Genomic DNA, 13,374 nt, shown 5'->3' on the forward strand with positions numbered 1-13,374 from the left:
GTCTGTCGCTTCGCGCATCACGCCACCTCCCGTTGCGACGTCTGCGGCGCGGCGAACGCCTCGCGCGGGTCGCCGAGCGTGCCGCGCACCGCCGCCCAGGCCGCGGTGGCGGGCGAGGCCAGGACGGTGCGTGCACCGGGGCCCTGGCGACCTTCGAAATTGCGATTGCTGGTGCTGACCGCCAGTTGACCCGGGGCGACCAGGTCGCCGTTCATCGCGATGCACATCGAGCAGCCCGGCTCGCGCCACTCGGCGCCCGCCGCGCGGACCACCGCGTCGATGCCCTCGGCCTCGGCGGCGCGTTTCACCTCCCCCGAGCCGGGGACGACCAGCATGCGCACGCCGTCGGCCACCCGGCGGCCGGCCAGCACGCGCGCGGCCTCGCGCAGGTCCCCCAGGCGTCCGTTGGTGCACGAGCCGACGAAGACCACATCCACGGACAGGCCGGCAAGGGTGTCGCCGGCGCGTACGCCCATGTAGCGCTGGCCCTTGCGCTCGGCGTCGTCGCGCGGGTCGGGCACCGGACGGTCGATCGCGATGGCGGTGCCGGGGTGGGTGCCCCAGGTCACCGTGGGGCGAATGTCGCGCGCGTCGATCGACACGTCGACGTCGAAGCGCGCCCCGGGATCGGTCGCCAGCGCGCGCCAGCGCGCCTTGGCGGCCTCGAACGCCTCGCCCTTCGGCGCGCGCGGCGTGTCCGCCAGCCAGGCGAACGTGGTGTCGTCGGGCGCCACCATGCCCGCGCGCGCACCCGCCTCGATCGACATGTTGCACAGGGTCATCCGTTGCTCCATGTCCATCGCGCGGATGGTGGAGCCCCGGTACTCGATCACATGGCCGGTCCCGCCGTTGACGCCGATCACGCCGATCACATGCAGGATCACGTCCTTGGCGCCGACCCCGGGCCCGAGATCGCCTTCGACGGTCACCGACATCGTGTTCGGCCGGCGTTGCAGCAGGCACTGCGTCGCCAGCACGTGGCCGACCTCGCTGGTGCCGATGCCGAAGGCGAGCGCGCCGAATGCGCCGTGGGTGGAGGTGTGGCTGTCGCCGCAGACGATGGTCATGCCGGGCTGGGTGAAGCCCATCTCCGGCGCGAACACATGGACGATGCCACGTTGCGCCGACTCGAAGCCGAAGAGCTCGATGCCGGTGGCGGCGCAGTTGTCGATCAGCGTCTGCACCTGCGCCCGGGCGGCCGGCGTGGCGAACGGGCGCTCTCCATCGGCGCCGACCGGCAGGGTCGGCGTGGAGTGGTCGAGGGTGCCCTTGGTGCGCGCAGGGGCGCGCGGCGCGAGACCCCGCGTGCGCAGTTCCGTGAAGGCCTGCGGCGAGGTGACCTCGTGGATGAGGTGCAGGTCGATGTAGAGCACCGCGGGGGCCGTGTCGGTCTCGGGGACGACGACGTGGGCGTTCCACAGTTTGTCGAACAGGGTGGACGGGCCGGGTGCGTTCGGAGTGGTCTCGGTCATGCGGAAGTCTTCGCTCGGTAGGGCGGGTGCGCGGTTGTGGGCTGGGCCGCAGCGCGGACGGGGGGAGGCATCGTGCAGGATGCGCGACGCGTGGCGCCGGCTTGCGCGCATCGGGTGCGGGCGCGCGTCATCTCAGGAGGTCGCCCGCAGGGCCCGCGCGGGCGCCTGCGTCTGCGCCCGGCGCACGCGGTTGGCCACGTCGAGCCAGGCCAGCGCGCTGGCTTCGATCACGTCGCGGCTGGTGCCGCTGCCCTGCAACGCGGTCTCGCCGTCGCGCACGCTGAGGTTGGCCTCGCCGCGCGCATCGGCGCCGAGCCCGACGCTGTGCACCTGGTAGCTCTCGAGCGCGAAATCGAGTCCGGTGGCGGCCGAGAGGGCGCCGAACAAGGCATCCACCGGGCCGTCGCCCAGGGCGCTTTCGGTGACCTTGCGGCCGTCCGGATCGGACAGTTCGACCTGGGCGCTGGCACGACCGCCGCGGTCGCTGACGGTCATCGCGGCGAGCCGGTAGCCGTCGCCGGCCACGTCGCCGTGCATCAGCGCCTCCAGATCGCCGTCCTCGATCACGCGCTGGCGTTCGCACAGATCCTTGAAGGCGGCGAACACGCGGTCCAGGTCGGCGTCCTCCAGCGTGTAGCCCAGCGCGCGCAGGCGATGCGAAACCGCGGCGCGGCCGCTGTGGCGGCCCAGCACCATCCTGGAATCGCTCCAGCCGACGTCCTCGGGCCGCATGATTTCGTAGGTGCCACGGTGTCGCAGCATGCCGTGCTGATGGATGCCCGATTCGTGCGCGAAGGCGTTCGCACCGACCACGGCCTTGTTGCGTTGCACCTGCATGCCGGTCAGGCGGGTGAGCAGTTGCGAGGTGGCGACCAGGCGGCGGGTATCGATGGCGGTGTCGGCGCCGTACCACGCACCGCGGACCTTCAGGGCCATCACCAGTTCCTCCATGGCGCAATTGCCCGCGCGCTCGCCGATGCCGTTGATGGTGCATTCCACCTGGCGTGCGCCGCCCTCGATGGCGGCCAGCGAGTTGGCGACGGCCAGGCCGAGGTCGTCGTGACAGTGCGCACTGAAGACGACGTCGCGCGCGCCGGGGACGGTCTCGATCAGGAATCGGAACAGGCTGCGGATCTCGTCGGGCGTGGCGTAGCCCAGCGTATCCGGCACATTGATCGTGGTGGCGCCGGCGGCGATCGTCGCGCCGACCACCTCGGCCAGGAAGTCGTGCTCGGTGCGGGTGCCATCCTCGGTGGAGAACTCGATATCGTCGACGTACTTGCGTGCGTGCTCGACCGAGGTCACCGCCAGATCCAGCACCTGCTGCTTCGACATCCGCAGCTTGTGCTCGCGATGCAGCGGGCTGGTGGAAACGAACACGTGCAGACGCGGACGGGCGATGCCGTCCAGCGCGCGCAGCGAGGTCTCGATGTCGCCCGGCAGGCAGCGCGACAGTACGGCCAGGGTCGGCCGCCTGAGCTCCCGCGCCATCAGGCGGGTGGCCTCGCGATCGGCCTCGGAGCTCGCGGGAAATCCGGTTTCGATCACGTCCACGCCGAGCGTGTCGAGCGCGCGTGCCATCACCAGCTTCTGCGCCGCGTTCATGCTGCAGCCGGGCGACTGCTCGCCGTCGCGCAAGGTGGTGTCGAAGATGCGGATCGGCGTCGCGATCGCGACGTCGGGCTCGGTGGATTCGGATGCGCTCATGCGGGGACTTCCTCTTCGGATCGGGGTGCGGCGGCCGGTGCGGTGTTGCTCCCGCAGCCGGCGGAAAGGGGGGAGGCGAGGGAGGGCGCCGTCGCCGCGATGCCCGCGGCGTGGACGTGCCGTGCGACGTGCGGGCGCTGTTCGGGCACGGCGGCAGGGACGTTCGCGGTCGCTCCGTGGCCGGCGGATGCGGGATCGCCGGATGCGGGTGCGCGATCGCCCGCCGGGGCCGGCGCGGTGGCGGTGCCGGCGGATACCGCGCGGCGACGCGGCTTGCGCGGTGCGCGCGGACGGACGTCGGTGAGCAGGCGGGCGAGCACGCCTGCGTCCACGTTGCCGCCCGAGACCACCGCGCACTTGCGGCGCGCGGCGACGCGCCGTCCCGCGGCCAGGGCCAGCGCGCCGGCACCCTCGGCGATGATGTGTTCCTCGAGTGCAAGTCGTACCAGCGTCTCGCGCAGCTCGGCCTCGCGGACGACGACGAGATCGTCGAGCAGGTCGGCCAGCAGCGCACTGGTCAGGTCGCCAGGCGTGGCGACGCGAACGCCGTCGGCCAGGGTCGTCACCGGGGCGATCGGGGTTTCGCCGCGCAGGCGTCGCGCCATCGCATCCACGCCCTCGACCTGGGCGCCGACGATCCGCGGCCGCCGCCGGCCACGCGGTGCCGACGCGCAGGCCGCGTGCAACGCCAGGCAGACGCCGGCGGCCAGACCGCCGCCGCCGATGGGCACCAGCAACACGTCGGGCAGCAGGGTCTCGACGATCTCCAGCCCGACCGTGCCCTGGCCGGCGATCACGTCGGGGTCGTCGAAGGCCGACAGCAGCCGCCAGCCATTGCGCGCGGCCAGGTCGACCGCGAATGCCTTGGCGGCATCGTAGGTATCGCCGTGCTGGCGGACGGTCGCGCCCCAGTGCGCGACGCCGGCGACCTTGGTCTGCGGTGCGTTGCACGGCATGACGGTGATCACCGGCACGCCCAGCCGCCAGGCCGCCCAGGCCAGCCCCTGCGCGTGATTGCCGGCGGATGCGGCCACGACCGGACGCTCGTCGCCGCGTTCGCGCGCGGCCAGCAATGCGTTGAGCGCGCCGCGCACCTTGTATGACCCGGTGCGCTGGAGGTTCTCCAGTTTCAGCCAGCAGCCGAAGCGCTCGGCATGGTGCAGCGGCGTGGCCGACAGATAGGGACGCAGTCGCGCCTGTGCGGCGAAGACGTCCGCCGCCTGCACCTTCGGGCCGGACAGTGCATCGCCGGCGGGGCCGTGATCGGATGGGCCGGGGACGGACAGGCGGGCGACGTCGCTCTCCATCAGACGCGGGTCAGCCAGTGGACGTGGTCGGCCGACTCGCCGCGGATGATGCCGGCATAGGCCTCGGCCAGGGCGCGGGTCACGGGGTTGTCGCCATAGGTGCGGGATTCGATCTGCGCGACCGGCGCGACTTCCGCGGCGGTGCCGCAGGCGAAGACCTCGTCGGCATCCTGCAGTTCGTCGATGTGGACCGCCCGGCTGTTCGCGCCGCTGAGCCGGATCAACGTGTCGCGGGTGATGCCGGGCAGCGCGTCGCGGTGTTCGACCGCGGTCACGGTGCCGTCGCGTACGACGAACACATTGGCGCCGGTGCATTCGACGACGAAGCCGTCGTGGTCGACGAACAGCGCTTCTTCGAAGCCGCGCGCCTTGGCCTCGCGTTTGGCCAGGATGGAGTTCACGTAACCGCCGCACAGCTTCAACGGCGGCAGTGCATCGGCCGGGTTGCGCCGCCATGGCGAGATGCCGATGCGCGCGCGCTGGCCGTTGAGGTGCACCCGCGTGGCGGTGGTCGACACCATCAGGTGCTGCGCGTGTCCCTCGACGTCCAGGCCGAAGCCGCCGGCGCCGAACCAGGCGAGCGGGCGGATGTAGGCATCGCGATGGCCGTTGGCGCGCAACGTCGCCAACACGGCGGCGGTGGCCTGCCGGACGTCGAACGACATGCCCAGCAGTTCGGCGCCGCGGCGCATGCGCTCCAGGTGCTCGGGCAGCCGGAAGACGGCTGCGCCGCCGTCGACGGTGGCGTAGGCGCGGATGCCCTCGAATACGCCGCTGCCGTAATGCATGGCGTGGGTGGTCAGATCGGCGCGGGGGGCACCGGCCTCGACAAGCTCGCCATCGAACCAGACCTGTTCGCGTACCGCCGCGGCGCGCAGCGGGGTATTCGCGGCATCCGTCGACGCGGGCGTGTGCAGGCCCGTCGGTCCTGCGGGAGCGGCCACGGCGCCGGCGGTCACGGACATGCCAAGACCTCCACGTCCAGACAGTCGTACAGCTTCGCCAGTTGTTCGCGCAGCGAATCTTCCGAGCGGTCGCCTTCGACCGTCATCCGCAGATGCCAGCGGTCGCCGTCCGGCTGGGTCTCGCCGTCGACCGCCAGCGGTCGGAAACCACGGCGCTCGGCGGCGCCGAGCACGCGGGTCAGTGCGCCTTCGGCGCGTCGCAGGGTCAGCTCAAGCCGGTACTGCATGGGACGGTTCCTCGGGAGTGGGAGACGGAGGCGCGGCGACGGCCTGGAGGTCTTCGCCATCGAGCATCTGCGCGTTGTTGTGGTTGGGCGGGACCAGTGGCCAGACATTGGCGGCCGGGTCGATCATCACGTGCAGCAGGGCCGGGCCATCCGCGGCCAGCAGTTGCGCCAGTGCGGCGTCGACGCCGTCGGCTTCGCGGACCGACAGCGCCTGGACGCCGAACGCGCGCGCGACTTCGGCGAAGTCCGGGTTGTCGGACAGGTCGATCTCCGAATAGCGGCGCTCGAAGAACAGTTCCTGCCACTGCCGCACCATGCCCAGGGCCTGGTTGTCGAGCAGTACGATCTTCACCGGCAGCCGGTAGCGGCGCAGGGTGGCCAGCTCCTGCACGTTCATCAGGAACGAGCCGTCGCCGCTCACGCACACCACCTGCGCATCCGGATCCTGGAACTGCGCACCGATCGCCGCGGGCAGGCCGAAGCCCATCGCGCCGAGTGCGCCGCTGGTCAGGTGCCGGCGCGGATCGGCGAAGCGGCAATGCTGGGCGACCCACATCTGATGCTGCCCGACGTCGCAGCTGATCACGGCACCGGGCGACAGCTCGGTCAGCCGCTTCAGCAGCGCGGGTGCGTAGACGCCTTGCCCCGGTGCGTCGTAACGCGGGGCGAAACGCTGGCGCCGGGCCTGGCAGTCCTGCAGCCATGTGCGCCGCGCGGCCGCATGGCGGCCACGGTAGGCCTGCATCCCGAGGGCGGGAGTCAGGCGTTCCAGTGCGTAGACGATGTCGCCGTGTACCGACACGTCGGCGGCGCGGAGCTTGCCGATCTCGCAGATGTCGGCGTCCAGGTGCACCACGCGCGCGTCCGGCGCGAACTCGGCCAGCTTGCCGGTGGCGCGGTCGTCGAAGCGCGCGCCGACCACGATCAGCACGTCGCAGGCCTGCACGGCATGGTTGGCCGCGCGGCTGCCGTGCATGCCCAGCATGCCCATGTGGCAGGGGTCGGTGGCCGGCAGGGCGCCCAGGCCCTTCAAGGTGAGTACGGTCGGGATGCGCGCCTGCGCGACGAAATCGCGAAACGCGTCGACGGCGCCGGCCAGGGCGATGCCGCCCCCGCCGTAGATCACCGGGTTCTGCGCTTGCGAGATCAGGGCGGCGGCAGCGTGCAGGGCGGCATCGGGCGGCGGCGGCACCGGCGCGGATGCACGCGGGACGTGTGCCGGCAGGTGGGCGGCGTCGCCGATCTGCACGTCCTTCGGCAGGTCGATCAGCACCGGGCCGGGGCGACCGGAGCGGGCGATGCGGAACGCTTCGGCGACCATCTCCGGGAGTTCGTCGACGTGTCGCGCCAGGAAGCTGTGCTTGACGATCGGCATGGTCATGCCGAACACGTCCAGTTCCTGGAACGCGTCGGTGCCCAGCAGCGGCGTGGCGACCTGGCCGGTGATCACCACCATCGGCACCGAATCCAGCATCGCATCGGCGATGCCGGTGACCAGGTTCGACGCGCCCGGCCCGGAGGTGGCCACGCACACGCCGACGCGTCCGCTGGCGCGTGCGTACCCGTTGGCGGCGAACGCCGCGCCCTGCTCGTGGCGGACCAGCACATGCTTCAGCGGGGCGCCGTGCAGGGCGTCGTAGAACGGCATGATCGCGCCGCCCGGGTAGCCGAACAGGACATCGACGCCCTCGGCCTGCAGCGCGTCGACCACCCAGCGCGCGCCGTTGCGCGGCGCAGGCATCGCCGCAGCCGCCACGTCCGCGCCGGCGGGCAGGTGCTCGGGTTCGGGGGCCGCCGCCTGCGTGCCCATCACGCAGCCTCGGTCTGCGGTTGCGGTGTACCGGTGCGCGCGTCGGGGGCGGCGTCGGGGGTGCCCTGGGCGTCCTGCAGCCATTGCATCTGCGCGCGCAGGCGGCGGCCCGTCGCTTCGATCGGGTGATCCAGATCGGCCTGGCGATAGCGGTTGTAGTTGGGCAGGCCGGCCTCGTATTCGGCGATCCAGTTCCTGGCGAACGTGCCGTCCTGGATATCGGTGAGCACCGCCTTCATGCGCGCCTTGGTGTCGGCGTCGATGACCCGGGGTCCGCTGACGAAATCGCCGTACTGCGCGGTCTCGGAGATGAACTCCAGCATCCGGCCGATGCCGCCCTCGTAGAACAGGTCGACGATCAGCTTCAGTTCGTGCAGGACTTCGTAGTAGGCGATCTCGGGCTGATAGCCGGCCTCCACCAGGGTCTCGTAGCCCGCCTGCACCAGCGCGCTGGCGCCGCCGCACAGCACCGCCTGCTCGCCGAACAGGTCGGTCTCGGTCTCTTCCTTGAAGCTGGTGCGGATGACGTTGGCGCGCGCACCGCCGATCCCCGCGGCGTAGGTGCGCGCGAACGCTTCCGCCTGGCCGCTGCGATCCTGTTCGACCGCGAAGATGCACGGTACGCCACGCCCGATCTCGTACTCGCGGCGCACCAGCGCACCCGGTCCCTTGGGCGCGACCAGGATCACGTCGAGATCCGCGCGCGGCGCGATGCGACCGTAATGCACGTTGAAGCCGTGCGCGAACAGCAGACAGGCGCCTTCGCGCATGTGCGGCGCCAGCACCTCGTCGTACAGCTTGGCCTGCACCATGTCCGGGGTCAGGACGGCGACGATGTCGGCGCTCGCGGCGGCGTCGGCCGGTGTGACCACGGCGAAGCCGTCGGCGGTGGCGCGCTGTTCGGTGGGGCCGCCGGGGCGCAGGCCGACGATGACGTCGAAGCCGGAGTCGCGCAGGTTGAGGGCATGTGCGCGTCCCTGGCTGCCGTAGCCGATGACGGCGACGGTGGGTGTGTGGGCGGAGGCGGTGGACTCGGTCATGACAGGATTCCGTGAGGTCGGGGGTGAGGAAGAAACGGGTGGAGTGAGGGGGGCGGCGGAGCGGCGGCGTCAGTCGTCGACGAGGGCGCTGTCGATGGGCCGGCGGATGGGGTGGCGGAGCTCACGCCGTCCCGCTCCTGCGGTTCGGTCGTCGGCGGAAACCCTGTCGGCTGCCGGCGCCGCGGTGGTGGCGACGCGGGTGTCGGGGCCGGCGGACGTGGTGGCGCCCCGCGAGGCGGATCCGACCAGACGCGCGAACTTGGCCAGGACGCCGCCGGTCACCCGCTGCGGGATCGTGGCCGGCGTGCGCTCGCTCAGCGGGGCGTCGGTGGACAGCGTGCGGGTGGCGGTATCGACGGTGACGATGTCGCCGTCGCGCAGGTAGGCCAACGGACCGCCGACGGCCGCTTCGGGGGCGACATGGCCGACCATGAAACCGCGGGTGGCGCCGGAGAAACGGCCATCGGTGATCAGTGCGACGTCATCGCCCAGGCCCTGGCCGACCAGCGCGGCCGTCACCGCGAGCATTTCGCGCATGCCCGGGCCACCGACCGGACCCTCGAAGCGGATCACCACCACGTCGCCGGGCCGGATCGCGCGCGCCTGCACGGCGGCGAAGCAGGCTTCCTCGGAATCGAACACCCGCGCCGGACCGCTGTGGCGGGTGCGCCCGTGGCCGGCCAGCTTGAGGATGCATCCCTCGGGGGCGAGATCGCCGTACAGGATCGCGTAGCCACCCTGCGGCTTGATCGGCGCGTGCACCGGACGCACCGCGTCCTGCGCGGCATCGGGCGCACGCGCGGCGATGGCGGCGTCGATGTCCGCGAACAGGGTGTGGCCGGTGACCGTCGGGATGTCGTCGATCAGGCCGGCCGCGCGCAGTTCGCGCGCGACCAGCGCGGTGCCCCCCTGCGCATACAGTTCGGCTGCGGTGTAGCGACCGCCGGGCTTGAGATCGGCGATGACCGGGGTGGCCGCCGCGGCGTGGAAGTCTTCCAGGTCGAACGGCACGCCGGCCTCGTGGGCGATCGCCAGCAGGTGCAGTGCTGCATTGGTGGAACCGGCGGTGGCCGACACCGCGCGCGCCGCATTGCGCAGCGCGACCGGAGAGAGGATCGCGCGCGGTGTCGGGCCGCCGGAAAGCAGGGTGCGCACCGCCAGTTCGCCGCAGCGACGTGCTGCGGCGCCCTTGTCGGGATCGGTGGCGGGGATGTCGTTGAGGCCCATCGGCGACAGGCCCAGGAAGCCCAGCACCATGGCCATGGTGTTGGCGGTGAACTGGCCGCCGCAGGCGCCGGCGCCCGGACAGGCGGCGGCCTCGACCTCGCGCAGGCCGTCGTCGTCGAGGGTGCCGGCGGCGTGCTGGCCAACGGCTTCGAAGACGTCCTGGATGGTGATTGAGCGGCCCTTGCAATGGCCGTGGGCGATGGTGCCGCCGTAGAGGATCACGGTGGGGATGTCGAGGCGGGCGGCAGCCATGGCGGCCGCGGGGATGGTCTTGTCGCAGCCGCACAGCAGCACCATGGCATCGAGGCAGTGGCCGTCCACGGCCAGTTCGATGGAATCGGCGATCAGTTCGCGCGACGGCAGCGAGGCGCGCATGCCGCGCGAACCCATGGCGATGCCGTCGGTCACGGCGATGGTGTTGAACTCGATCGGCGTGCCGCCGGCGTCGCGGATGCCGGCCGCAGCGTGCTGGGCCAGGTCGCGCAGGCCCAGGTTGCAGGGGGATACGTTGGACCAGGTGTGCACCACCGCGATCAGCGGCCGGGCGATGGCGTCGTCGTCCAGGCCGGTGGCGCGCAGCATCGCGCGCGCCGGAGCGTGGTCGGGGCCTTTCTTGATGGCGTCGCTGCGCACTGCGGTGTTTCCTCATGTAGGAAACCCGGGCCGTAGAAAACGAAAAACCCCGCGCCGTTTCGGGCGCGGGGTCTAGGTTCTTTCGACCTGGGTTTGTTGTTTCAGTTACACAAACCCGATTCCCGCGCCGGTGGAGCTGGTAATAAGGACGACGACGACGAGAAGGAGCGCGACCGGAAGTCGCACGTCGGCACGGACCGCGAGGGCGGTCTGGGCGATGGGCGAGGTGGCGGTGCGCTGCGTCATGGGAACCGAGATAACCACGGGTGTTTTCGTCGTGTCAACAGTTTCATCGAAAACTTTCGACCGGGTCCTCGTCGCGGGGAGGCTGCCGTTTCCGGCGGGGCCGATCAGGTCGCTGCATCGCGAAGCGAAGCGGGGCATTGTCGGTTCCCCTCGCGACCGACAGCTCTCCGGTTCGGGAGAGGACCGGAACGTCCGCCTCCCCGGCACGTAACTCGTAGGACCCAACGACACGCAGACTCGAACCGTGAGCGTGAGGGCCGAAGCCTGCGCACCGCACTGGTTACGAATGCAACGTTTGCGCCACCTGCGTGCGACGTGATACCAAGTCGCCCATGCAACGTCCTGTCCTCCGCGCCTATGTCTGGTTTTACGGCTTTCCGATGCCGGCGGCGGACGGGGTGCGCACGATCTAGACGATCACCACACGAATCCCGAACAGCCGCCGGCACTCCCCGGCGGCTTTTTCATGCCGCCGGATGCCAACACCCGGAGCATGACCCTGTGAACACCCGTACCGACGATCTGCGCATCCGCGACATCCAGCCTCTCGCAACGCCGGGGCAGGTCATCCACGGTTGCCCTGTTCCCGAGCCCGTCGCCCGTCATGTCGCGTCCTCGAGGCGCGCCGTACAGAACATCCTCCACGGTCGCGATGACCGCCTGCTGGTGGTCGTAGGCCCCTGCTCGATCCACGACGTCGATGCCGCGCGCGAGTACGCGCAACGCCTGAGCGTCGAGCGGGCGCGCCTGGGCGGCACGCTCGAGATCGTGATGCGCGTGTACTTCGAGAAGCCGCGCACCACCGTCGGCTGGAAGGGCCTGATCAACGACCCGCGCCTGGACGGCAGCTACCGCATCGACGAAGGCCTGCGCCTGGCACGACAGCTGTTGCTCGACGTCAATGCGCTCGGCTTGCCGGCCGGTTGCGAGTTCCTCGACATGATCACCCCGCAGTACCTCGCCGACCTGGTGAGCTGGGGCGCGATCGGCGCGCGCACCACCGAAAGCCAGGTGCATCGCGAACTCGCGTCGGGGCTGTCGTGCCCGGTGGGTTTCAAGAACGGCACCGACGGCAACGTGCGCATCGCGGTGGATGCGGTGCAGGCCGCCTCGCATCCGCACCGGTTCCTGTCGGTGACCAAGCAGGGCGTCAGTGCGATCGTCACCACCGCCGGCAACGAGGACGGTCACGTGATCCTGCGAGGAGGCCGCACGCCGAACTACGACGCGGCCAGTGTCGCGGCGGCCGCGGAGTCGCTGCTCGCGGCCGGGTTGCCTCCGCGGTTGCTGGTCGACGCCAGCCACGCCAACAGCGGCAAGCGCCCGGAGCGGCAGCCGCTGGTGATCGACGACATCGCCGCGCGCGTGGACGCCGGCGACACCTCCGTGTTCGGCGTGATGATCGAAAGCCATCTGGAAGCCGGCCGCCAGGACCTCATCGACGGTCGCGCGCGCGTCTACGGGCAGAGCATCACCGATGGCTGTATCGGCTGGAATGACTCGCTCCGGGTGCTGGAGCGGCTCGCCCGTGCGGTCGAAGCGCGGCGGGCGCGGGGAGCGGCGCACCACGCCGCTGCCTGAGCGTCTCGAAGGGTTCGGGAGCGGCTCGTATCGTGGAGCCGGCGAACGTGCATCGGATGAATCAGCAGCAGGCACGGCGGTCGAGCGGCGCGACGGACGTGTGACTCGATTCGGCATCCGGCGTATGACGGCAGTGCTAAGGTCGTCGGCGTCGATGCCTGCCGCCGGCATCGATGTTCGGCTTCTGCAGGCCTCGTGCCTGGTTCGACGTGCGGCGATGGAGAATCGCGAATGGCAAGGATCGCATCGCTCTGCTGGATCGCAGCGCTCATCGCCGCAGGCGTGTGGAGCTCGGCGACGATGTCGGCGACGGAAACGGTCGTCGACAGTGGTGCAGCGGCCGGCTACCAGGCGCTGCTCGAAATCGACGAGCGGGAGGGATTGACCGCCGACGAGCGAGATCGGGCCATGGCCGCGCTGTACGATGCCCGCCTTCGCCCGTCACTCGACGACCCGGCTTCGATCGAGGCCGTCGACTGGACCTGGTATGCCCAGGCGGCCCACCTGATGGCGTTCTACCGGCAGGCGCCGGCGTATCTGCGTGATGCCCGTCTGGCGATGGCCGCGCTGGAGACGGCAGGCATCGCCACCCGCGAGCAGCGCGAGACGTTCTTCGGCGTTCTTGTGGCGTACCGCGAGTTCGCTGCGGCGCGTGGTCATCTCGCTGCGCATCCCGACCTGGAGGTGGAGCCGGTGCCTGCCGTCGCGGCGCTGTCTGCTCGCAGGGACGGCGAAGCCCTGACCTACCGGGTCGATCCCGACGCGTTCCGGCTCGTGCCCGAGCCGATTCGTTTCAGCGATGGCGCGCGCCTCGTTGTGGTCTCGCATCCGCTGTGCGGGTTCTCGAGGCGGGCGATGGCATTCATCTCCGACGAGCCCGAACTCGCGGCCGCCATCGACGGGAACGTGTTGTGGCTGGCGCCAGTGGGCACGCAGCTGCACGTCGAGGTGATGCAGGCGTGGAATCGTGAGCACCCTTCGACACCCGTGGTGATCCCGCATACAAGGGCCGACTGGCCGATGCTCCACGATTGGTCCACCCCCAGTTTCTATCTTCTGCAGGACGGCGAGCTGGTGGATCACTTCTCGGGGTGGCCTCTCGACGACAGTCACCGCGCCCGTTTCGTCGGGATGCTGGAGCGGGCGGCGTTGCTCTGAC

At 70.9% G+C, this 13,374-nt stretch carries 11 protein-coding genes; 2 read left to right on the top strand and 9 right to left on the bottom strand.

Going from position 1 to position 13,374, the window contains the following annotated elements:
* Positions 1 to 17: 17 nt before the first annotated feature.
* The 9 genes from leuC to RG19_RS17485 all read right to left on the bottom strand — a co-directional run bounded on the left by leuC (position 18) and on the right by RG19_RS17485 (position 10,772).
* Positions 18 to 1,472 (bottom strand): 3-isopropylmalate dehydratase large subunit, encoded by a 1,455-nt coding sequence (gene leuC / locus RG19_RS01425; RefSeq protein ID WP_058833702.1) that lies wholly within the window; start codon positions 1,470 to 1,472, stop codon positions 18 to 20.
* Positions 1,473 to 1,604: 132 nt separating this feature from the next.
* Positions 1,605 to 3,179 carry a 2-isopropylmalate synthase gene (locus RG19_RS01430; protein WP_058833703.1) on the bottom strand — a complete coding sequence of 525 codons (1,575 nt, stop codon included), beginning with the start codon at positions 3,177 to 3,179 and terminating at the stop codon, positions 1,605 to 1,607.
* Positions 3,176 to 4,486: a threonine dehydratase gene (locus tag RG19_RS01435; RefSeq protein WP_082672407.1), complete on the bottom strand. Its 1,311-nt coding sequence runs from the start codon at positions 4,484 to 4,486 to the stop codon at positions 3,176 to 3,178. The genes RG19_RS01430 and RG19_RS01435 overlap by 4 nt, the downstream gene beginning before the upstream one ends.
* The gene (locus RG19_RS01440; RefSeq protein WP_082672408.1) at positions 4,486 to 5,451 is read right to left on the bottom strand and encodes an aminotransferase class IV; all 966 of its coding nucleotides are present in this window, start codon (positions 5,449 to 5,451) and stop codon (positions 4,486 to 4,488) included. Before RG19_RS01440 ends, RG19_RS01435 begins: the two co-directional genes overlap by 1 nt.
* Entirely contained in the window at positions 5,442 to 5,678 is a 237-nt protein-coding gene (locus RG19_RS01445; protein WP_058833704.1) for an ACT domain-containing protein, read from the bottom strand. The genes RG19_RS01440 and RG19_RS01445 overlap by 10 nt, the downstream gene beginning before the upstream one ends.
* Positions 5,662 to 7,434 carry an acetolactate synthase 2 catalytic subunit gene (gene ilvG / locus RG19_RS01450; RefSeq protein WP_425599715.1) on the bottom strand — a complete coding sequence of 591 codons (1,773 nt, stop codon included), beginning with the start codon at positions 7,432 to 7,434 and terminating at the stop codon, positions 5,662 to 5,664. The genes RG19_RS01445 and ilvG overlap by 17 nt, the downstream gene beginning before the upstream one ends.
* A 53-nt stretch (positions 7,435 to 7,487) precedes the next feature.
* On the bottom strand, positions 7,488 to 8,528 hold the full coding sequence (gene ilvC, locus RG19_RS01455) for a ketol-acid reductoisomerase (RefSeq protein WP_058833705.1): 1,041 nt from the start codon (positions 8,526 to 8,528) through the stop codon (positions 7,488 to 7,490).
* Between the two features lie 69 nt (positions 8,529 to 8,597).
* The gene (ilvD, locus tag RG19_RS01460; protein WP_082672410.1) at positions 8,598 to 10,388 is read right to left on the bottom strand and encodes a dihydroxy-acid dehydratase; all 1,791 of its coding nucleotides are present in this window, start codon (positions 10,386 to 10,388) and stop codon (positions 8,598 to 8,600) included.
* Between the two features lie 105 nt (positions 10,389 to 10,493).
* Positions 10,494 to 10,772 (bottom strand): hypothetical protein, encoded by a 279-nt coding sequence (locus RG19_RS17485; RefSeq protein WP_157515124.1) that lies wholly within the window; start codon positions 10,770 to 10,772, stop codon positions 10,494 to 10,496.
* A 363-nt stretch (positions 10,773 to 11,135) separates the two neighbouring features.
* Here RG19_RS17485 and RG19_RS01465 point away from each other — a divergent pair, with 363 nt between their 5' ends.
* Together RG19_RS01465 and RG19_RS01470 are read left to right on the top strand one after the other, a co-directional pair.
* Positions 11,136 to 12,215 carry a 3-deoxy-7-phosphoheptulonate synthase gene (locus RG19_RS01465; RefSeq protein WP_058833706.1) on the top strand — a complete coding sequence of 360 codons (1,080 nt, stop codon included), beginning with the start codon at positions 11,136 to 11,138 and terminating at the stop codon, positions 12,213 to 12,215.
* A 231-nt stretch (positions 12,216 to 12,446) separates the two neighbouring features.
* Positions 12,447 to 13,373, top strand: coding sequence for a hypothetical protein (locus RG19_RS01470; protein WP_058833707.1), 927 nt, complete (start codon positions 12,447 to 12,449; stop codon positions 13,371 to 13,373).
* Position 13,374 lies beyond the last annotated feature (1 nt).

The sequence above is a fragment of the Luteimonas abyssi genome, assembly GCF_001482195.1.
In the GTDB taxonomy this organism is placed as follows: domain Bacteria; phylum Pseudomonadota; class Gammaproteobacteria; order Xanthomonadales; family Xanthomonadaceae; genus Luteimonas; species Luteimonas abyssi.